We start from the raw sequence: 18,957 nt of genomic DNA on the forward strand, positions 1-18,957 counted from the left end.
CGGGAGGCGTTCGGCCCAACTCCTCCCGGACACCACCCACCCGGGCACTGGGGTGCCTGCAGAGCCGGTCAGCGGGTGGCACGGACCATCACGGTGAGCACGGGTGCGGCGGCCGACGGCTGGCTCTGTCCGATGTCCTCGTAACCCCACGAGCGGTAGAGCGCGTGGACCTTTCCGTCACCGGCTGCTTTGTTGACCATGAGGGTCACGTAGGGCTCTTCACGGCCGGCGAGCAGCGCGTCATGGATACGCCGCGCGACCCCTCTACCGCGCTAAGGGGGCCGTACGCCCTCTTCCAAGGCCAGGCCGCGCACCCGGTGTACTTCTCCGCTGGAGCGGGGCAGATCCGCTGCCAGTACCGGTCACCCGATCCGATGGTGTTGCCGTAGCCGTAACGGACCGGGTGTGCAGGAGCGGCGCACGCACGTCGTAGTACACGTCGAGCAGGTCGCCGCGGGCGGCATCGAGCACGGTGAACCTTCGGAGTTCGGGAGCAGGAGCCGTGGTCATGGGCGGAACGCCCTCCACACAGCGGAGGTGTGCTCGTTCCAGGTCTGCACGGTGCAGCTCCCCGGCGCGGTGGCGCGCAGTGCAGCGCCGAACTCCTGCAACATGCGCGAGACGCGGGCGTGCCGGGTAGCGGTGATCGCCGGGACTTTCATGGCGGTGGCCGTGGCGGCCTCGGCAGCCCCTTGCGCAAGCTGGGCGTGAGCGAGTCGAACGGTGTTGATGGCACGGTCGCGCTGCATCTGTGGGCGCAGCAAGGTCAGGCTTCGGTGGGCGTGTGCTTCGGCTCGTCCGAAGTTCCCGAGGCGGAGGTGAGCGGCGAGGGCAAGCGTTTCCAGTTCCGCTCCGTCGCAGGCCGCAGTCATCCACACCGGCCGGGCAAGGCTGCGATCGGCGCGGCCGAGTGTGTCCTGAGCGTAGCCGAGGGCGCGCTGTACGGCTGCGGTGTCGCCGGCGAGGCCGAGGGTGGCGGCCTGGCGAGCATGCCCCAAGCTGGCGAACAGGGGATCGCGGCGGGTGATGTGCAGATTGCGCGCGACGTCATTCGCGGCGAGCGCGTCCGCGGGTCGGCCCATGTGCCGGTACATGGTCCCCGCGTGGCTCCAGATGCGGAACTTGATCGCCTGGTCGCCTGACATCTCGGCGAGAGCCTGCGCTTCCCTCATATGCGCCTTGGCGTCGCCGTAGCGACGGCCGTCGATGGCTGCCCACATCGCCGAGGAGCGGAACGCTGCGGCGGCTGCGTAGAGGTTGCTGCGCACACGCTGGGAGGCGCTGCCGGCATTCTGGAGGTTCAGCGCCTCGTCGGCGAGCGCCGCGGCCCGCTGTTCGAGGCCGAGTCGCCCGCCCTGGCGATGGTCGCTGGCGATGATCTCGGCGAAGCGCGTTTGCAGGCGGTCGACATCGTTCATGCCGATACGGCGGGGCGGTGCGGTGCCGGGAGCGGCCGCTGCGGCAACGGCGGCGGCGATGCCACCGACAAGCGTGCGGCGCTTCATGGTCTCGGGATCCTCCTGCGGCGGAGCCGGGGCAGACGGGGCACGGCCCCGTGGCACGAAGCCTAAGGCCGTGGCGGACAGCCCAGTGACGTCTTCAAGGGCCTTGCGGGTGGCCGTCTTCGGCCACTTGACCCGGCCTGCTTTCCAATCGCGGACCGATGAGCCGTCCAGGCCGCCGGTACGGCCCGTAAGTCGTTCCAGAGCCTTGTTCACGGCGTCGGCCAGGCTGTTGGAGCTGTGGCCGTGCTCCTTCATCCACGCCTCAAGAACGGTGTTACGCGCGGTGTTCACGCACGCACCGTAGCGCCGCGGCCTCATCCGGTCAGGCAAACCCGAGGCCAAATCACCCTAGGGGGTTCTTCTGCGGGGTCACCCGATCACCCTAACCACGCTCGGCACAGGCGGAGTTGTCTGTTCACTGGCCCCTCTGCCGAGGGGCGAGCCAGCACCGAGACGGCACGAAGGTTCCCTCCGCTATGACGAGTCTCCGTACGCCAGCAGAGGCCGCCCCCACCGGCCACCCCGCCTACAGCCAGACCTTCCCGTGCGAGCCGGAGACGGCTGAGCACGGTCGCAGAATCGTCCGCATCGCTCTCGGCGCCTGGCACCTCGGTGGCCTCACCGACCCGGCCGAACTGATCATCTCGGAACTGATCGCGAACGCCGCCAGGCACACTCCGTGCCGCTCGATTCGCCTGCTCGTCGAACGGCCGAACCCGATGCGGGTAGGCATCGGGGTGGTGGACAAGGCACCGTCACTCCTGCCCGTACTCGGTCGGGCCGGTGCCGACGCGGAGTCGGGCCGTGGACTGGTCCTCATCGACGCGCTCGCGGACCGCTGGGGCTACACCTTGCTCGGCAGTCATCGCGCCCGCGGCCCCTGGGGCAAGAAGACCTGGGCGGAGCTGAAGGCAGCCCCGTGATCCGCTCCGCCCTCCCGGCCCCGGCACCGCCTGCCCCGGCGGCCGGAGACCGGTGCCCGCCCCTGGACTTCTACTGAGGTTAGGCTAACCTACCTTGGAACGTGTCCGGCGGGCGCTTCGCCCCGGTCGAAAGCAGTCATACCCATGTCCCATGCCCGTGCCACCCACCTCACCCGCCGCGGACTGCTCGCCGCGGGCGGCGTCCTCGGCCTCGGTGCCGCGCTCGCCGCCTGCGGGGACGGCGAGGGCAAAGACGGCGGGTCCGGCGCGGGCTCGGGGGCGGGCGCCTCGGGTCCCTGGTCGTTCGAGGACGACCGCGGTACGACCGTGAAGCTGGACAAGGTCCCCGCGAACATCGTCGCGTTCACCGGAGTCGGCGCCGCGCTGTACGACTACGGCATCCAGGTGAAGGGCGTCTTCGGCCCCACCAGGACCAGCGCCGGCAAGGCGGACGTCCAGGCCGGCGACATGGACATCAGCAAGGTGACGGTCCTCGGCAACACCTGGGGCCAGTTCAGCATCGAGAAGTACGCCTCGCTCGCCCCGGACGTCCTCATCACGACGATGTTCGACGGCGCCGGCACCCTCTGGTACGTGCCCGAGGAGTCGAAGGACAAGATCGCCCGGCTCGCGCCCAGCGTCGGCGTCTCCGTCTACGACCGTCAGCTCACCCGGCCGCTCCAGCGCGTGTGGGACCTCGCCGAGTCGCTCGGCGCGGACATGAAGGCCGCCAAGGTCACCGACGCCAAGAAGCGGTTCGAGGCCGCCGCGGCCCGGCTGCGCGCCGCCGCCAAGGCCAAGCCCGGCATCAGGGTGATGGCGGGCAGCGCCAGCGACCAGCTCTTCTACGTCTCCGGCAGCAACCTCTCCGTGGACCTGGAGTACTTCAAGGCGCTCGGCGTGAACTTCGTGGAGCCCCCGGAGAGCGCCAAGAAGCAGGGCGGCGGCTGGTACGAGTCGCTGAGCTGGGAGAACGTCGACAAGTACCCGGCCGACATCATCATGCTGGACGACCGCACCTCGGCCATCCAGCCGGCCGACATCACCAAGGCCACCTGGAAGAAGCTGCCGGCGGTCAAGGCCGGCCAGGTGATCCCCCGCTCCCCCGAGCCGATCCTGTCGTACGACAAGTGCGTGCCGCTGCTGACCCACCTCGCCGAAGCCCTGGAGAAGGCCGAGAAGGTCGCCTGACCTCGGGCCGAAGCCCCCGACAACGCCCTGAACCATCCCCTCAGGAGCCACACATGACGACGGCCGTAGCCGCCCCGTTCCGTTTCTTCCCCCTTCAGGTCGTACGGACGAGGCGGCTCGGCCCGTCTCTGCTCCGCATCACCTTCACCGGCCCCGACCTGCACGCCTTCCACTCCGCCGGACGGGACCAGTCCCTGTCGCTGTTCCTGCCGCAGCCGGGGCAGAGCGAGCCGGTCGGGCCGTTGGAACTGGGCGACGGCTGGTGGCAGGGGTGGCGGGAACTCCCGGACACCGTGCGGGCCGTGATGCGCTCGTACACGCTGCGGGCGCTGCGGCGCGACCCGGACGAGATCGACATCGACTTCGCCCTGCACGGCGTCGGCCCCGGCGCCTCGCTGCCGGCCGGCCCGGCCTCCCGCTGGGCCGCGCGGGCCGCCGCGGGCGACCGGGTGCTGCTGCTCGGGCCGGCGGTCGCCGACAACCGGGCGATCCGCTTCCGCCCGCCCGAGGGGACCGACCTCGTCGTCCTGTGCGGCGACGAGACGGCCGTACCGGCCGCGACCGCGATCCTCGAAGCCCTGCCCGCCGGCACCCGGGTGCGGGCCTGGCTGGAGGTGCCGCACGCCGGGGACATCCAGGACGTGCGCACCGCGGCGGACGCCGAGATCACCTGGCTGGTGCGGCACGACGGCTCCCCCGTGGCCGTGGACGCCGTACGGGCCGCCCGGCTGCCGGCCGCCGAGCGGCCGTACGTGTGGATCGCCGGGGAGTCCGGCCAGGTGAAGGCGGCGCGGCGGCACTTCGTCGGCGAGCGCGGGGTGGACCGGCGGTGCGTCACCTTCGTCGGCTACTGGCGGCAGGGCATGACGGAGGAGCAACTGCGCGCCGCAGGCGGGTGACCTGGCGCCGCCCGGCGAAAGCCCGGGGAAAGCCCAGGGAAAGGGAGGGGCGCGCCCTGGTCAGATCAACTTAGGTTAGGCTAACCTAAGTTATCCGCTCCGGACCGTCCCTCGGAGGATCCCCCCATGCGCTCGCACCTGCTCAATGGCCTCACCGCGGAGCACTACCGCCGCTCCGTGACCGAAGGAGTCGAGCGGGTGGCGGCCAAACTCGCCACCACCGACCGTCCGTTCACCGGCGTCACCCCGGACGCGCTCGCCCCCGTGATCGACGCGATCGACCTCGACCGCCCGCTGGGCGACACCGGTGCCGTCCTGGACGAGCTGGAGGACGTCTACCTCCGGGACGCCGTCTACTTCCACCACCCCCGCTACCTCGCCCACCTCAACTGCCCGGTCGTCATCCCGGCGGTGCTCGGCGAGGCGGTGCTCTCCGCGGTCAACTCCTCGCTGGACACCTGGGACCAGTCGGCCGGCGGCACCCTCATCGAGCGCAAGCTCATCGACTGGACGGCCGCCCGCATCGGCCTCGGCCCGGCCGCCGACGGCGTGTTCACCTCCGGCGGCACCCAGTCCAACCTCCAGGCGCTGCTGCTCGCCCGGGAGGAGGCCAAGAGCGACGCGCCCGGGAAACTGCGCGTCTTCGCCTCCGAGGCCGGCCACTTCAGCGTGCGCAAGTCCGCGAAACTGCTCGGCCTCGGGCCGGACGCCGTCGTCACGATCCCCGTCGACCACGACAAGCGCATGCAGACGGTCGCCCTCGCCCGCGAACTGGAGCGCTGCGCGCGCGACGGCCTGGTCCCGATGGCCGTCGTCGCCACCGCCGGCACCACCGACTTCGGCTCCATCGACCCGCTGCCGGAGATCGCCGGGCTGTGCGCGCAGTACGGCGCGTGGCTGCACGTGGACGCCGCCTACGGCTGCGGACTGCTGGCCTCGCTGAAGTACCGCGACCGCATCGACGGCATCGAGCGCGCCGACTCGGTCACCGTCGACTACCACAAGTCCTTCTTCCAGCCGGTCAGTTCCTCCGCCGTACTGGTCCGGGACGGGGCCACCCTGCGGCACGCCACCTACCACGCCGACTACCTCAACCCGCGCCGCATGGTGCAGGAACGTATCCCCAACCAGGTGGACAAGTCCCTCCAGACCACCCGCCGCTTCGACGCCCTCAAGCTGTGGCTGACCCTGCGCACCATGGGCGCCGACGGCATCGGACAGCTCTTCGACGAGGTCTGCGACCTGGCCCGGGAGGGCTGGCGGCTGCTGGACGCCGACCCCCGCTACGACGTCGTCGTCGAGCCCAGCCTGTCCACCCTCGTCTTCCGCTACCTCCCGGCGGCCGTCACCGACCCCGCCGAGATCGACCGCGCCAACCTCGCCGCCCGCAAGGCCCTGTTCGCCTCCGGCGAGGCCGTGGTGGCGAGCACCACGGTGGCCGGCCGCCACTACCTGAAGTTCACCCTGCTCAACCCCGAGACCCGGACGGCCGACATCGCCGCCGTCCTCGATCTGATCGCCGGCCATGCCGAGCAGTACCTGGGAGTGTCCCTTGACCGCGCGTCCTGAGAACCCGACCAAGACCCACGACTTCGTCGGGATCGGGCTCGGCCCCTTCAACCTCGGCCTGGCCTGCCTGACCGAGCCGATCGCCGGGCTCGACGGCGTCTTCCTGGAGTCCAAGCCGGACTTCGAGTGGCACGCCGGCATGTTCCTGGACGGCGCGCACCTCCAGACCCCGTTCATGTCGGACCTGGTCACCCTGGCCGACCCCACCTCGCGGTACTCCTTCCTCAACTACCTGAAGGAGAAGGGCAGACTGTACTCGTTCTACATCCGCGAGAACTTCTACCCGCTGCGGATCGAGTACGACGACTACTGTCGCTGGGCGGCCGGGAAGCTGAGCTGCGTCCGCTTCGGGACCACGGTCACCGAGGTGACGTACCAGGACGAGCTGTACGTCGTGCGCACCGCGGCCGGGGACACCTACCGGGCCCGGCACCTGGTCCTCGGCACCGGCACCGCGCCCTACGTCCCGCCGGCCTGCCGGGGGCTGGACGGGGACCTCCTGCACACCTCGCAGTACACGCACCGCAAGGCGGAGCTGCTGACGAAGAAGTCCGTCACCGTGGTCGGCAGCGGCCAGAGCGCCGCCGAGATCTACTACGACCTGCTCGCCGGCATCGACAGCCACGGCTACCAGCTCAACTGGGTCACCCGCTCCCCGCGGTTCTTCCCGCTGGAGTACACCAAGCTGACCCTGGAGATGACCTCCCCGGACTACATCGACTACTTCCGGGCGCTGCCCGAGGAGACCCGCTACCGGCTGGAGAAGCAGCAGAAGGGCCTGTTCAAGGGCATCAACGCGGACCTGATCGACTCGATCTTCGACCTGCTGTACCAGAAGAACGTCGAGAGCGGCGACCGCCCTGTGCCCACCCGGCTGCTCACCAACTCCACGCTGCGCACGGCGGCGTACCAGGACGGCGCCTACACCCTCGGCTTCCACCAGGACGAGCAGGACAAGGACTTCACGCTCCGCACCGAGGGCCTGGTGCTGGCCACCGGCTACCACTACACCCCGCCGGACTTCCTCGCCCCGGTCCGCGAGCGCCTCCGCTTCGACGGCCACGGCCGCTTCGACGTCGCCCGCAACTACTCCATCGACACCACCGGCCGCGGCGTCTTCCTCCAGAACGCCGGCGTCCACACCCACAGCGTCACCAGCCCCGACCTCGGCATGGGCGCCTACCGGAACGCGTACATCATCCGCGAGCTGCTCGGCACGGAGTACTACCCGGTGGAAAAGACCATCGCCTTCCAGGAGTTCTCGGTATGACCTTCACCTTCCGCCCCGTAGACCCCCCGGCCGACGCCGCGTTGCTGCACTCCTGGGTCACCCATCCCAAGGCGGCCTTCTGGATGATGGGCGACGCGCGGCCGGAGGACGTCGCGCGTGCCTACGGGGAGATAGCGGCCGACGAGCACCACGAGGCGCTGCTCGGGCTCAGGGACGGCACGCCCGTCTTCCTGATGGAGCGGTACGACCCGGCGCACCGGGAGCTGGCCGGGCTGTACGAGGCACGGCCGGGGGATGTCGGCATGCACTTCCTGGTGCCGGCGACCGACACGCCCGTGCACGGCTTCACCCGGTCCGTGCTCACCGCGATCATGGCCCGGCTCTTCGCGGACCCGGCCGTGGAGCGGGTCGTCGTGGAGCCGGACGTCCGCAACACGGCCGTGCACGCGCTGAACGCGGCCGTCGGCTTCGTGGCCGAACGCGAGATCGACAAACCGGAGAAGCGGGCCCTGCTCAGCTTCTGCACCCGTGAACAGTTCGAGAAGGCGGTGACCGCGTGACCCTCGCCGACGCCGTGGCCCATCTGTCCCCCGAGCGCTGGGCGACCGCCAACCGGCTGCTGCTGGCCAAGGCGCTCGCCGAGTTCGCACACGAGCGGCTGATCACCCCCGAGGAGGACGGCGGCGGGTACGTCGTCCGCAGTGACGACGGGCTCACCGGCTACCGGTTCCGCGCCGTGCGCCGGGCCCTGGACCACTGGGAGGTCGACCCCGGCTCGATCACCCGGCACCGCGACGGCGGGGAACTGCCGCTCGCCGCGCTGGACTTCTTCATCGAGCTGAGGAAGTCCCTGGGGCTGAGCGACGAGATCCTGCCCGTCTACCTGGAAGAGATCTCCTCCACCCTGTCGGGCACCTGCTACAAGCTGGCCAAGGAGCCGGTGACCTCCGCGGAGCTGGCCCGCGGCGGCTTCCAGGCCATCGAGACCGGGATGACCGAGGGCCACCCGTGCTTCGTCGCGAACAACGGGCGGCTCGGTTTCGGCGTCCACGAGTACCTGTCGTACGCGCCCGAGACGGCGAGCCCGGTGCGGCTGGTGTGGCTGGCCGCGCACCGCTCGCGCGCGGCGTTCACGGCCGGGGCGGGCATCGAGTACGAGTCGTTCCTGCGCGCGGAGCTGGGCGCGGCGGCCGTGGAGCGGTTCCGTGCCGTCCTCACCGGCCGTGGCCTGGACCCGGCGGACTACCTGTTCATCCCGGTCCACCCCTGGCAGTGGTGGAACAAGCTCAGCGTCACCTTCGCCGCCGAGGTGGCGCGCGACCTGCTGGTCTGTCTCGGCGAGGGCGACGACGAGTACCTGGCCCAGCAGTCCATCCGGACCTTCTTCAACACCAGCGCCCCGCACAAGCACTATGTGAAGACGGCCCTGTCGGTGCTCAACATGGGTTTCATGCGGGGTCTGTCGGCCGCCTACATGGAGGCGACCCCGGCCATCAACGACTGGCTGGCCCGGCTGGTCGACGGCGATCCGGTGCTGAAGTCCACCGGTCTGTCCGTCATCCGGGAGCGGGCCGCCGTCGGCTACCGGCATCTGGAGTACGAGCGGGCGACCGACCGCTACTCGCCGTACCGCAAGATGCTGGCCGCGCTGTGGCGGGAGAGCCCGGTGCCCTCGCTGCGGGAGGGCGAGTCCCTGGCGACCATGGCGTCCCTGCTGCACGTGGACCACGAGGGCGCCTCCTTCGCGGGCGCGCTGATCGAGCGGTCGGGGCTGGACCCGCGGGAGTGGCTGCGGCGGTACCTGCGGGCGTACTACGTCCCGCTGCTGCACTGCTTCTACGCCTATGACCTGGTGTTCATGCCGCACGGCGAGAACGTGATCCTGGTGCTGGAGGACGGCGTGGTGCGGCGGGCGGTCTACAAGGACATCGCCGAGGAGATCGCCGTCATGGACCCGGACGCGGACCTGCCGCCCGAGGTGCGGCGGATCCGCGTGGAGGTTCCCGAGGACAAGAAGCTGCTGTCCGTCTTCACGGACGTGTTCGACTGCTTCTTCCGCTTCCTGGCCGCCCGTCTGGCCGCCGGGGGAATCCTGGAGGAGGACGGCTTCTGGCGCACGGTCGCCGAGGTCACCCGTGCGTACCAGAGGGCCAACCCGGAGCTGGCCGACCGGTTCCGCCGGTACGACGTGTTCGCGCCCGAGTTCGCGCTGTCCTGCCTCAACCGGCTCCAGTTGCGCGACAACCGGCAGATGGTGGACCTGGCCGACCCGTCCGGCGCGCTCCAGCTCGTCGGGACCCTGAAGAACCCGATCGCCGGGTTCTGACGGCCGCGCGGACGCGGCGGGCACCCGGGAGTACGGTCCTCCGGGGTGCCCGCCGGCCCGGGGTCAGCGCGCCGGCCAGGGGACCTGCGGCGACCGGTAGTAGTGGATGCCGAGGGCGTCCCAGCGGGGGCCCTGCGCGGCGAGCCGCTTGCGGTAGGCGCTCCAGTCGTGGCGGGCCGCCGGCGACCAGCCCAGCTCGGCCGCCCCGGCGAGCCGCGGGAACGCCAGGTATTCGATGCCGGCGGAGGTCTTCACGGTCTCCGACCACAGGGGTGCCTCGACGCCCCGGACCGCCGAGGCGGGCACCCCGGCGAGATAGGTGCCCGGGTTCCAGTCGTAGGACCGGTGCACCTCCACCAGGCCGGCCCACTTGGTGCCCGGCCCGGTGCGGGCGGTGTACTTCATGTCGAGGTAGACCCGGTCGGCCGGGGACAGGATCAGGTGGGTGCCGTTCCGGGCGGCCGCGGCGACCTGTGCCTTCTCCGCGGCGCCGGTGCCGTCCACGCCCCAGTACTGGGCGAGGGCGCCCTTGGCCGGGTGGGCGCCGGTGAGCTGGTGCCAGCCGATGACGGTCTTGCCGTACCGGGCGACGAGCGGCTGGACGCGGTCCATGAACCGGACGTAGTCGGCGTGGGCGGTGGAGTGGGCCTCGTCGCCGCCGAGGTGCACATAGCGGCCCGGGGTGAGGGCGGCCAGCTCCCGGATCACGTCGTCGGCGAAGTCGTAGGTGGCCTTCTTGGACACGCACAGCGAGCTGAAGCCGACCTGGGTGCCGGTGTACCGCGGGGGTGCCACGCCGTCGCAGTTCAGCTTGGCGTAGGAGGCGAGGGCCGCGTTGGTGTGCCCGGGCATGTCGATCTCGGGCACGACCTCCAGGTAGCGGGAGGCCGCGTAGCGGACGATCTCCCGGTAGTCGGCCTTGGTGTAGTGGCCGCCCCGGCCGCCGCCGACCTCGCCGGCGCCGCCGTAGGAGGCCAGGCGCGGCCAGGAGTCGACGGCGATGCGCCAGCCCTGGTCGTCGCTGAGGTGGAGGTGCAGCTCGTTGATCTTGTAGAGGGCGAGCTGGTCGATGTAGCGCTTGACCTGGGGGACGGTGAAGAAGTGCCGGGCGACGTCCAGCATGGCGCCCCGGTAGGCGTAGCGGGGGCGGTCCTGGAGGGTGCCGGCGGCGATCTGCCAGGGGCCGCGCTGGACGGTCGTGCGCTCGACGGCCGCCGGGAGGAGCTGGCGCAGGGTCTGCACGGCGTGGAAGAGGCCGGCGGGGGTGCGCGCGGTGAGGGTGACGCCGTCGGCGCCGCTGTGCAGCCGGTAGCCCTCGGCGCCGTAGTCGCCCTGGGTGAGGCGGAGCAGGATGCCGCCGTCGCCGTGGTCGGTGACCGGCAGCGGGTAGCCGGTGGCGGGCCGCAGGAGCCCGGCCAGGTAGGTGCCGATCCGGTGGACCTCGGCGGGGCCGTCGACGTGGATGCCGGTGGCGCGGGTGACGCGGTACGGCGTGCCGCCCGGGGTGACCGAGACGGGTGCCGGGACGATCCGGTCCAGCGGGACCGGGGCGGCGGCGCGCGCCGCGGGGGCCGCGCCGAGGGTGAGGCCGCCGGCCGCCGCGATCAGCAGCAGCGAACCGAGGACGCGGGCGGTTCGGGGAGTGGTGCCGTGGTGCCGTCTCACATGCGCTCCCTTCCGAAGTGGCCGACCGCCGGGCGGAGTCGGCCGCCCGGTCCGGTCGGCACCACTGTCCCGCAGATCGGGCGGAACGGTCCCCCGCCCGGCGGAAAGCGGCCCCGGGACCACCCGCGCCGGGGTCGGCTACTTGGCCGTGCGGGACACGGTGAAGTGGTCGATGCGGTCGCCGGTCTCGGCGATGCCCGACACGGTCAGCGTGGTCTGACGGCCCTTCGGCGCGGGGGTGACGTCCACGCGCAGGAAGGAGTAGTCGAGGTAGCGCACCCGGGACCAGGTGACGGTCTCGTTCGCCTTGCCGTCCTTGGTGTTGACGAAGGAGGCCACGGAGTCGGTCTCGTGCTCGTGGCCCTCGTAGGAGTCGGGGGCGGAGAAGGCGTACAGGCTGCGGCCGGCCGCGCCCGCGGTGACGTAGACCACGCCGTCGGTCTCCGGGTAGGCGGTGCCGCCGACCGGCAGCTTCCTGGTGACCCGGCCGGCCTTGATGACGTCGGTGCGCTCGTACTGGTGGTTGTGGCCGTTGATGACCAGGTCCACGGTGTACTTCTCGAACAGCGGCACCCATTCCTGGCGCACTCCGCCCTCGGAGGCGTGGGCGGTGGAGGTGCAGTAGGCGCAGTGGTGGAAGAAGACGACGACGAAGTCCACGTCCTTGGCGGCGCGGAACTTCTTCAGCTGGGTTTCCAGCCACTTGGTCTGGGTTCCGCCGGAGATGCCCAGGTTCGCCGGGATCTCGAAGGAGATGTCGTTGGCGTCGAGCGAGATGACCGCGGTGTTGCCGTAGACGAAGGAGTAGACGCCCGGCAGGTTCCGGGGGTCGGGGCCGTTGTCCGGGAGGTTCCAGCGGGCGTCCTCGCCGCCGTAGCCGTTGGGCGAGTACCAGGCCTCCATGTCGTGGTTGCCGTAGGCGGGCATCCACGGGACCTGCTTGGCGACCGTCTCGGTCTGGGCGAGGAAGGAGTCCCAGGTGCGGGCGTCGAAGCCGCTGTCGGTGGTCTTGCCCGCGCCGGCGGGGTCGGCGTAGGCGATGTCGCCGGCGTGCAGGTGGAAGGCCGGGTTCTGGCCGAGGAGGAGGCTGTTGTTGGCCAGACCGTGGTAGCCGACGCCCTCGTCGCCGAAGGCGGTGAAGGTGAACGGCGCCTTGTGCGCGGGCGCGGTGGTGAACGTGCCGACGGTGCCGAGCAGGTGCGGCGCGGCCGGGTCGAAGCCCCTGTGGCCGACGCCGTAGTAGTACGTCCTGCCGGGGCGCAGGTGGGTGAGTCTGGCGTGCAGGTAGTACTGGGTGTGGTCGCCGCTCGCGCCGACGCCGGCCGGGGTGTGCAGGGTGCGGACCTCGGCCTCGATCTTCCGGGAGAGGTCCCAGGGGTGGGCGCCGACGCGGAGGAAGGGCTTGCGCACGGCGACCGGGACCTGCCAGGAGACGGAGATCTCGGTGCGCGGGTCGTTGCCCCAGGCGAGGTGGCGGCCGAAGGGCGCGACGAAGGCGCCGTCGACGCGTTCGGCGGCGGGGACGGTGTGCCCGGCGGGCGCGGCGGCCCGGGCGGTGGCGCCCGGCACGAACGCGCCGCCGGCGACGGCGCCCAGCGTGACGGCGCCGCCCCGGAACACGCTGCGCCGCGAGAACCTGGCGCGCAGGTATTCATGCTGCTCGGCCATGCTCATGCGCTCGGCCAGCTTCTCGGGTACGCCCATACGAGGAATGTCCATGGCGTCTGAAACTGGTCGGCTCGGGCAACGGGATGCCGGACACGGGATGGACGGACGGCGAACAGAGCGCCATAAGAGATTCAACAGCCGCTTGCCCGGAATCGGGCACGATTCTTGCGAAACCGGCTCCGGTACCCCAGGATCTACCGGGTGCACGACGAACTTGTTGATCATCTGACGCGGTCCACGCCCCTGAACCGGGGCGAGGCGATGCGGGTGATACAGGACGTGCTCGCCTATTTCGACGAGACGACCCAGGAGTTCGTCCGCCGCCGCCACCGCGAACTCCAGGCCCAGGGCCTGGTGAACGCGGAGATCTTCCAGCGGATCGAGGCGGACCTGACCTACCGGGCGGTGGCGCCGCCGGAGCTGACGCTCAGGCAGCTGCGCCGCATGGTCTACGGCTGAGAAGCGGCCGGACCGGACCAGCGACACCCAAGGGATACCTCTATACATGTGCGGAATTGTCGGATACATCGGGAAGCGTGATGTCGCTCCGCTCCTCCTGGAGGGCCTCCAGCGCCTGGAGTACCGCGGCTACGACTCCGCGGGCATCGTCGTCACCTCCCCGAAGACACCCGGCCTGAAGATGGTCAAGGCCAAGGGGCGGGTGCGGGACCTGGAGGCCAGGGTCCCGGCGCGCTTCAAGGGCACCACCGGCATCGCCCACACCCGCTGGGCCACCCACGGCGCGCCCTCCGACGTCAACGCCCACCCGCACATGTCGGGCGACGGCAAGGTCGCGGTCGTGCACAACGGCATCATCGACAACGCCGCCGACCTGCGCCGCAAGCTGGAGGCGGACGGGGTCGAGTTCCTCTCCGAGACCGACACCGAGGTCCTCACCCACCTCATCGCCCGCTCGGGCGCGGAGAAGCTGGAGGACAAGGTCCGCCAGGCGGTCCGGCTGATCGAGGGCACCTACGGCATCGCCGTCCTGCACGCCGACTTCCCCGACCGGATCGTGGTGGCCCGCAACGGCTCCCCGGTCGTCCTCGGCATCGGCGAGAAGGAGATGTTCGTCGCCTCCGACATCGCCGCCCTGGTCACCCACACCCGCCAGATAGTGACCCTGGACGACGGCGAGATGGCCACCCTCAAGGCCGACGACTTCCGCACCTACACCACCGAGGGCACCCGGACGACGGCCGAGCCCACCACGGTGGAGTGGGAGGCCGAGTCCTACGACATGGGCGGCCACGACACCTACATGCACAAGGAGATCTTCGAGCAGGCCGACGCCGTCGACCGCGTGCTGCGCGGCCGCATCGACGAGCGGTTCTCCACCGTGCACCTCGGCGGGCTCAACCTGGACGCCCGCGAGGCCCGGCGGATCCGCCGCGTGAAGATCCTCGGCTGCGGCACCTCGTACCACGCGGGCATGATCGGCGCCCAGATGATCGAGGAGCTGGCCCGCATCCCCGCCGACGCCGAGCCCGCCTCCGAGTTCCGCTACCGCAACCCGGTCGTCGACCCCGACACCCTGTACATCGCGGTCTCCCAGTCCGGTGAGACCTACGACGTGCTGGCCGCCGTACAGGAGCTGAAGCGCAAGGGCGCGCGGGTCCTCGGCGTGGTCAACGTGGTCGGCTCGGCGATCGCCCGCGAGGCCGACGGCGGGGTCTACGTGCACGCCGGCCCCGAGGTGTGCGTGGTCTCCACGAAGTGCTTCACCAACACCACGGTCGCCTTCGCCCTGCTCGCGCTGCACCTCGGCCGCACCCGCGATCTCTCGGTGCGCGACGGCAAGCGGATCATCGAGGGCCTGCGCCGGCTGCCGCAGCAGATCACCGAGATCCTCAAGCAGGAAGAGGCCGTCAAGGAGCTGGCGGAGAGCTACGCCGACGCCCGCTCGATGCTCTTCATCGGCCGCGTCCGGGGCTACCCGGTGGCCCGTGAGGCCTCCCTGAAGCTGAAGGAGGTCTCCTACATCCACGCCGAGGCCTACCCCGCCTCCGAGCTGAAGCACGGCCCGCTGGCCCTCATCGAGCCGGCCCTGCCCACGGTCGCGATCGTCCCCGACGACGACCTGCTGGAGAAGAACCGCGCGGCCCTGGAGGAGATCAAGGCCCGCGAGGGCAAGATCCTGGCGGTGGCCCACCGGCACCAGGAGAAGGCGGACCAGACGATCATCGTCCCGAAGAACGAGGACGAACTCGACCCGATCCTGATGGGCATCCCGCTCCAGCTCCTCGCCTACCACACGGCGAAGGCCCTGGGCCGGGACATCGACAAGCCGCGCAACCTCGCGAAGTCCGTGACGGTCGAGTAGCCGCCCGGCGGAGGGGACCCCCGCGTGTGCCACCGGACACGCGGGGGTCCTTCCCATGCCGCTGGGTCCGGCCGGCGGCCGTCACCCCCCGGCCGGCGGCACGCGGAGATGACCGGTATATGCCCTCCACCAGGGCGCGGACACCTCCTACGCGCCAGTAGTCCGGTGCGCAGGGCGGAAGTTGACGGAGCGTGAGGTGTTCAGGGGATGACGATCACGGGCCGCCGCGCGCGCTTGGCCAGCCGTCCCGCGACGGAGCCGAAGATGCGGCCGACGATGCCGTGCGTGGAGCCGACGACGATCGCGTCCGCCTCGTACTCCCGGCCGACCTCTTCGAGCTCGTGGCAGATGTCCCCGCCGCGCTCGACCAGGATCCAGGGCACCTCGGCCAGATAGTCCGCGCAGGCCAGCTCCAGCCCCAGCACCTCGGTGCGGTGGTCCGGGACGTCCACGAAGACGGGCGGCTCGCAGCCGGCCCACACCGTGGTGGGCAGACGGTTCGCGACATGCACGATGATCAGACCGGACTGGGAGCGGTGGGCCATGCCGATCGCGTAGGCGAGGGCGCGCTCGCTCGAGGTGGAGCCGTCGAAGCCGACGACGACACCGTGCCGGAAGGCGGGGTCGCAGGAGTGACGTGCCTCTTCCGCCGCCAGGGGATCGGCCGCCGTGGGGTCGGCGACCGGCCGCTTGCGGTCCGCGGGTTCGAAGAATTCGTGACCGGCCATGGCTGTCTCGGCGTTGTGATCCTTTATGGGAAGGGATGACCGTGTGCAGCGGAGCTGTGTCCGGGAAACATCTTCCCAAGCCCATACCCCCAAGGGTACGGCGGCACGCCTCCCGCGCCCAGATCCCGCGCACGCTCCGTAAGCGGTCCCCCCGGCATGCGCAGGGGTTCACCGGAGCATGCACGAGCCGCGCCCGTAACGCAATGGTTGCTGCCCCGTACAGGCGGTTTGCGCGGCCCGCTCAGGTGTACCGGTGGTGACTGTCCGGTATCCCGGACGTTGAACCGGGTGAGCCACCACTTCAGGGAGTACGAGATGCCCGCACCCGGACCCGGCCCCGACCCGACCCCCGCGCCGGACACGGTCGGTGATGTGATCCGCTGGGCGGTCTTCTGCTGCGTACTCGTACCGGTCGTCCTGCTCTGGTACGGCAGCTCGCTGGCCGGCACCACCGGCACCGCACTGGGTCTGGCGGCCGTCACGGCCGTGTGCCGCATGCTGCTGCGCCGCTCCGAGCGGTGCCGCGCGCGGTGCGCCGCCCGGAGCGGCGGACGGCACACCCGGGGCCAGACACCGGTCGACTGACCTGTTTTCGCGCTTCCGAACGCTGCTTTTCAGCCAACTTCTCGATATCGGCCAAGAGGGGTCCGACCCGCCCCCCAACCCCCGTTCCACCTGCACGGAAAGGGTCCGGAGGCCGGCGTGCACCCTACGCGGTTTGGCCACGGCGACAAGGCGCACTTCCCTGCACGCCTCGTGAGTGCAACGCTTCGTGATCGAATGCTTCACGCCAAGTTGTCATGTCGACAATGTCCGGCGTGTCTAACCGGCCACCCCGTGATCGCGGGAGCCAGTAGATTCGATCTTGACTGTCTTACGGCGGGGGACTCGTGCAGGACCGAGGGGAAACGTGCAGGAGCGACACAACCGAGGAGCCGCGACCACCGAGGGGGGCTTAGCAGTATGAGCCACGACTCCACTGCCGTGCAGGATGCCGCAGCCCGGAAACTGTCCGGGCGGCGCCGCAAGGAGATCGTCGCGGTGCTGCTCTTCAGCGGCGGCCCCATCTTCGAGAGTTCCATCCCGCTGTCGGTGTTCGGCATCGACCGCCAGGACGCCGGCGTGCCGCGCTACCGCCTGCTGGTGTGTGCCGGCGAGGAGGGCCCGCTGCGGACCACAGGGGGCCTGGAACTCACGGCGCCGCATGGGCTGGAGGCGATCTCGCGCGCCGGGACGGTCGTCGTACCGGCCTGGCGTTCGATCACTTCGCCGCCACCGGAGGAAGCACTCGACGCGCTGCGCCGGGCACACGAGGAAGGCGCCCGCATCGTCGGGCTGTGCACGGGCGCCTTCGTGCTCGCGGCGGCCGGACTGCTGGACGGCCGCCCGGCGACCACCCACTGGATGTACGCGCCGACGTTGGCCAAGCGCTATCCGTCGGTGCACGTCGATCCGAGAGAGCTGTTCGTCGACGACGGCGATGTGCTGACGTCGGCGGGCACGGCGGCCGGGATCGATCTCTGTCTCCACATCGTGCGCACCGACCACGGCAACGAGGCGGCCGGCGCGCTCGCCCGGCGCCTGGTCGTCCCGCCGCGCCGGACCGGCGGGCAGGAGCGCTACCTCGACCGGTCTTTACCCGAGGAGATCGGCGCCGACCCGCTCGCCGAGGTCGTCGCCTGGGCGCTGGAACACCTCCACGAGCAGTTCGACGTGGAGACACTGGCGGCACGCGCCTATATGAGCCGTCGCACGTTCGACCGCCGGTTCCGCTCGCTGACCGGGAGCGCGCCGCTGCAATGGCTGATCACGCAGCGGGTCCTCCAGGCCCAGCGGCTGCTGGAGACGTCGGACTACTCGGTGGACGAGGTGGCGGGCCGCTGCGGCTTCCGCTCCCCGGTGGCCCTGCGCGGCCACTTCCGCCGCCAGCTCGGCTCCTCCCCCGCCGCCTACCGGGCCGCCTACCGGGCCCGCCGGCCGCAGGGCGAGAAGCCGGGTGAGGCGGAACCGCCGATGCCGGTCTCCGGCCAGCCGGGCGTGCCCGCGGGCCTGTCCGGAGCCGGACCGGCCGGGCCGGCCCCGGCCTCGCTGTACGACCACCGGGACGGCGGGGTGCCGATGCAGAGCCGGCGCGCCCCGGCGGGCGCGGTGGGCCTGCTGCCGGGACCGCGCGGCGCCGGCTGACCGGCGCCCGGCGGACAGCACGACGAGGGGGCGGAGCCCGACTCCGCCCCCTTCGCCGTGTCCGTGCGCCGGCCGGCCCGGCGCACGGCCGGTCCCGCTCGGCGCGGCTCACCGTAAGGTGAGACACATGAACGATCGCATGGTGTGGATCGACTGCGAGATGACCGGCCTCTCGCTGTCCGACGACGCGCTCATCGAGGTGGCCGCCCTCGTCACCGACTCCGAGCTGAACGTACTCGGCGAGGGGGTGGACATCGTCATCCGGCCGCCGGCCCGGGCCCTGGAGACGATGCCGGAGGTGGTGCGTCAGATGCACACCGCGTCCGGGCTGCTCGCCGAGCTGGACCGGGGCACGACCCTGCAAGACGCCGAGGAGCAGGTCCTCGCGTATGTACGGGAGCATGTGAAGGAGCCCGGCAAGGCGCCGCTGTGCGGCAATTCGGTGGGCACCGACCGGGGCTTCCTGCTGCGGGACATGCCGGCCCTGGAGGGCTACCTCCACTACCGGATCGTCGACGTGTCCTCGGTCAAGGAGCTGGCCCGCCGCTGGTACCCGCGGGCGTACTTCAACAGCCCGCAGAAGAACGGCAACCACCGGGCCCTCGCCGACATCCGCGAGTCGATCGCCGAACTGCGCTACTACCGCGAGGCCGTCTTCGTGCCGCAGCCCGGCCCCGACTCCGAGACCGCGAAGGCGATCGCCGCCCGGCACGTGCTGCCCGCCGGGTGACCGTCCGTGCGGGCC

The 18,957-nt window shown here is 71.1% G+C and carries 16 protein-coding genes and 1 pseudogene; 12 read left to right on the top strand and 5 right to left on the bottom strand.

All coding sequences use genetic code 11. The features are described from left to right. Window positions 1-68 precede the first annotated feature (68 nt). Together ACH4OA_RS05175 and ACH4OA_RS05180 are read right to left on the bottom strand one after the other, a co-directional pair. Window positions 69-510 (bottom strand): annotated as a pseudogene (locus ACH4OA_RS05175) (GNAT family N-acetyltransferase). Then, window positions 507-1,796 carry an XRE family transcriptional regulator gene (locus ACH4OA_RS05180; RefSeq protein ID WP_397967708.1) on the bottom strand — a complete coding sequence of 430 codons (1,290 nt, stop codon included), beginning with the start codon at window positions 1,794-1,796 and terminating at the stop codon, window positions 507-509. Before ACH4OA_RS05180 ends, ACH4OA_RS05175 begins: the two are co-directional and overlap by 4 nt. A 185-nt stretch (window positions 1,797-1,981) precedes the next feature. On the opposite strand from ACH4OA_RS05180, the gene ACH4OA_RS05185 reads away from it, so the two are divergent. From ACH4OA_RS05185 to ACH4OA_RS05215, 7 genes are all read left to right on the top strand, one after another. Then, window positions 1,982-2,428, top strand: a complete 447-nt coding sequence (locus ACH4OA_RS05185; protein ID WP_397967710.1) for an ATP-binding protein — start codon at window positions 1,982-1,984, stop codon at window positions 2,426-2,428. A gap of 144 nt (window positions 2,429-2,572) precedes the next feature. Continuing rightward, on the top strand, window positions 2,573-3,619 hold the full coding sequence (locus tag ACH4OA_RS05190) for an ABC transporter substrate-binding protein (protein WP_397939671.1): 1,047 nt from the start codon (window positions 2,573-2,575) through the stop codon (window positions 3,617-3,619). Between the two features lie 53 nt (window positions 3,620-3,672). Further along, window positions 3,673-4,518, top strand: a complete 846-nt coding sequence (locus ACH4OA_RS05195; RefSeq protein WP_397967713.1) for a siderophore-interacting protein — start codon at window positions 3,673-3,675, stop codon at window positions 4,516-4,518. 126 nt (window positions 4,519-4,644) lie between these two features. After that, complete coding sequence (gene desA, locus ACH4OA_RS05200) at window positions 4,645-6,087, top strand: lysine decarboxylase DesA (protein WP_397967714.1); 1,443 nt, start codon at window positions 4,645-4,647, stop codon at window positions 6,085-6,087. Continuing rightward, window positions 6,071-7,357, top strand: coding sequence for a lysine N(6)-hydroxylase/L-ornithine N(5)-oxygenase family protein (locus tag ACH4OA_RS05205; RefSeq protein ID WP_397939666.1), 1,287 nt, complete (start codon window positions 6,071-6,073; stop codon window positions 7,355-7,357). The genes desA and ACH4OA_RS05205 overlap by 17 nt, the downstream gene beginning before the upstream one ends. Next, a complete protein-coding gene (locus ACH4OA_RS05210; RefSeq protein WP_397967717.1) occupies window positions 7,354-7,878 on the top strand; it encodes a GNAT family N-acetyltransferase in 525 nt (174 codons plus the stop codon). Before ACH4OA_RS05205 ends, ACH4OA_RS05210 begins: the two co-directional genes overlap by 4 nt. Continuing rightward, entirely contained in the window at window positions 7,875-9,644 is a 1,770-nt protein-coding gene (locus ACH4OA_RS05215; RefSeq protein ID WP_397967719.1) for an IucA/IucC family protein, read from the top strand. Before ACH4OA_RS05210 ends, ACH4OA_RS05215 begins: the two co-directional genes overlap by 4 nt. A 63-nt stretch (window positions 9,645-9,707) precedes the next feature. On the opposite strand, the gene ACH4OA_RS05220 is transcribed toward ACH4OA_RS05215, so the two are convergent. After that, window positions 9,708-11,309, bottom strand: a complete 1,602-nt coding sequence (locus ACH4OA_RS05220; RefSeq protein WP_397967722.1) for a beta-N-acetylhexosaminidase — start codon at window positions 11,307-11,309, stop codon at window positions 9,708-9,710. Window positions 11,310-11,447: 138 nt separating this feature from the next. Then, window positions 11,448-13,028 (bottom strand): purple acid phosphatase family protein, encoded by a 1,581-nt coding sequence (locus tag ACH4OA_RS05225; RefSeq protein WP_397967724.1) that lies wholly within the window; start codon window positions 13,026-13,028, stop codon window positions 11,448-11,450. A gap of 150 nt (window positions 13,029-13,178) precedes the next feature. On the opposite strand from ACH4OA_RS05225, the gene ACH4OA_RS05230 reads away from it, so the two are divergent. Both ACH4OA_RS05230 and glmS read left to right on the top strand, forming a co-directional pair. After that, the gene (locus ACH4OA_RS05230; RefSeq protein WP_365874402.1) at window positions 13,179-13,436 is read left to right on the top strand and encodes a hypothetical protein; all 258 of its coding nucleotides are present in this window, start codon (window positions 13,179-13,181) and stop codon (window positions 13,434-13,436) included. A gap of 46 nt (window positions 13,437-13,482) precedes the next feature. Further along, window positions 13,483-15,300: a glutamine--fructose-6-phosphate transaminase (isomerizing) gene (gene glmS / locus ACH4OA_RS05235; RefSeq protein ID WP_397939657.1), complete on the top strand. Its 1,818-nt coding sequence runs from the start codon at window positions 13,483-13,485 to the stop codon at window positions 15,298-15,300. A gap of 200 nt (window positions 15,301-15,500) precedes the next feature. On the opposite strand, the gene ACH4OA_RS05240 is transcribed toward glmS, so the two are convergent. Further along, window positions 15,501-16,028, bottom strand: coding sequence for a universal stress protein (locus tag ACH4OA_RS05240; RefSeq protein ID WP_397939655.1), 528 nt, complete (start codon window positions 16,026-16,028; stop codon window positions 15,501-15,503). Window positions 16,029-16,343: 315 nt separating this feature from the next. Between ACH4OA_RS05240 and ACH4OA_RS05245 the strand changes: the two genes are divergently transcribed. The 3 genes from ACH4OA_RS05245 (at window position 16,344) to orn (ending at window position 18,942) form a co-directional block, all read left to right on the top strand. Further along, a complete protein-coding gene (locus tag ACH4OA_RS05245) occupies window positions 16,344-16,613 on the top strand; it encodes a hypothetical protein (RefSeq protein WP_365874407.1) in 270 nt (89 codons plus the stop codon). 378 nt (window positions 16,614-16,991) lie between these two features. Then, window positions 16,992-18,212 (top strand): helix-turn-helix domain-containing protein, encoded by a 1,221-nt coding sequence (locus tag ACH4OA_RS05250; protein WP_365874409.1) that lies wholly within the window; start codon window positions 16,992-16,994, stop codon window positions 18,210-18,212. Window positions 18,213-18,339: 127 nt separating this feature from the next. Continuing rightward, a complete protein-coding gene (gene orn, locus ACH4OA_RS05255; RefSeq protein WP_365874411.1) occupies window positions 18,340-18,942 on the top strand; it encodes an oligoribonuclease in 603 nt (200 codons plus the stop codon). The last annotated feature ends 15 nt before the right edge of the window (window positions 18,943-18,957 follow it).

Origin of the sequence: Streptomyces sp. NPDC017095, from assembly GCF_044332325.1 — a bacterium.
Lineage (GTDB): Bacteria > Actinomycetota > Actinomycetes > Streptomycetales > Streptomycetaceae > Streptomyces.

Bases quoted from the DNA above. Each gene is read 5' to 3' on its own strand.
- ACH4OA_RS05185 (WP_397967710.1), top strand. From the start codon at position 1,982: ATGACGAGTCTCCGTACGCCAGCAGAGGCCGCCCCCACCGGCCACCCC.
- ACH4OA_RS05190 (WP_397939671.1), top strand. From the start codon at position 2,573: ATGTCCCATGCCCGTGCCACCCACCTCACCCGCCGCGGACTGCTCGCC.
- ACH4OA_RS05195 (WP_397967713.1), top strand. From the start codon at position 3,673: ATGACGACGGCCGTAGCCGCCCCGTTCCGTTTCTTCCCCCTTCAGGTC.
- desA (WP_397967714.1), top strand. From the start codon at position 4,645: ATGCGCTCGCACCTGCTCAATGGCCTCACCGCGGAGCACTACCGCCGC.
- ACH4OA_RS05210 (WP_397967717.1), top strand. From the start codon at position 7,354: ATGACCTTCACCTTCCGCCCCGTAGACCCCCCGGCCGACGCCGCGTTG.
- ACH4OA_RS05225 (WP_397967724.1), bottom strand. From the start codon at position 13,028: ATGGACATTCCTCGTATGGGCGTACCCGAGAAGCTGGCCGAGCGCATG.
- glmS (WP_397939657.1), top strand. From the start codon at position 13,483: ATGTGCGGAATTGTCGGATACATCGGGAAGCGTGATGTCGCTCCGCTC.
- ACH4OA_RS05240 (WP_397939655.1), bottom strand. From the start codon at position 16,028: ATGGCCGGTCACGAATTCTTCGAACCCGCGGACCGCAAGCGGCCGGTC.
- ACH4OA_RS05245 (WP_365874407.1), top strand. From the start codon at position 16,344: ATGCCCGCACCCGGACCCGGCCCCGACCCGACCCCCGCGCCGGACACG.
- ACH4OA_RS05250 (WP_365874409.1), top strand. From the start codon at position 16,992: ATGAGCCACGACTCCACTGCCGTGCAGGATGCCGCAGCCCGGAAACTG.
- orn (WP_365874411.1), top strand. From the start codon at position 18,340: ATGAACGATCGCATGGTGTGGATCGACTGCGAGATGACCGGCCTCTCG.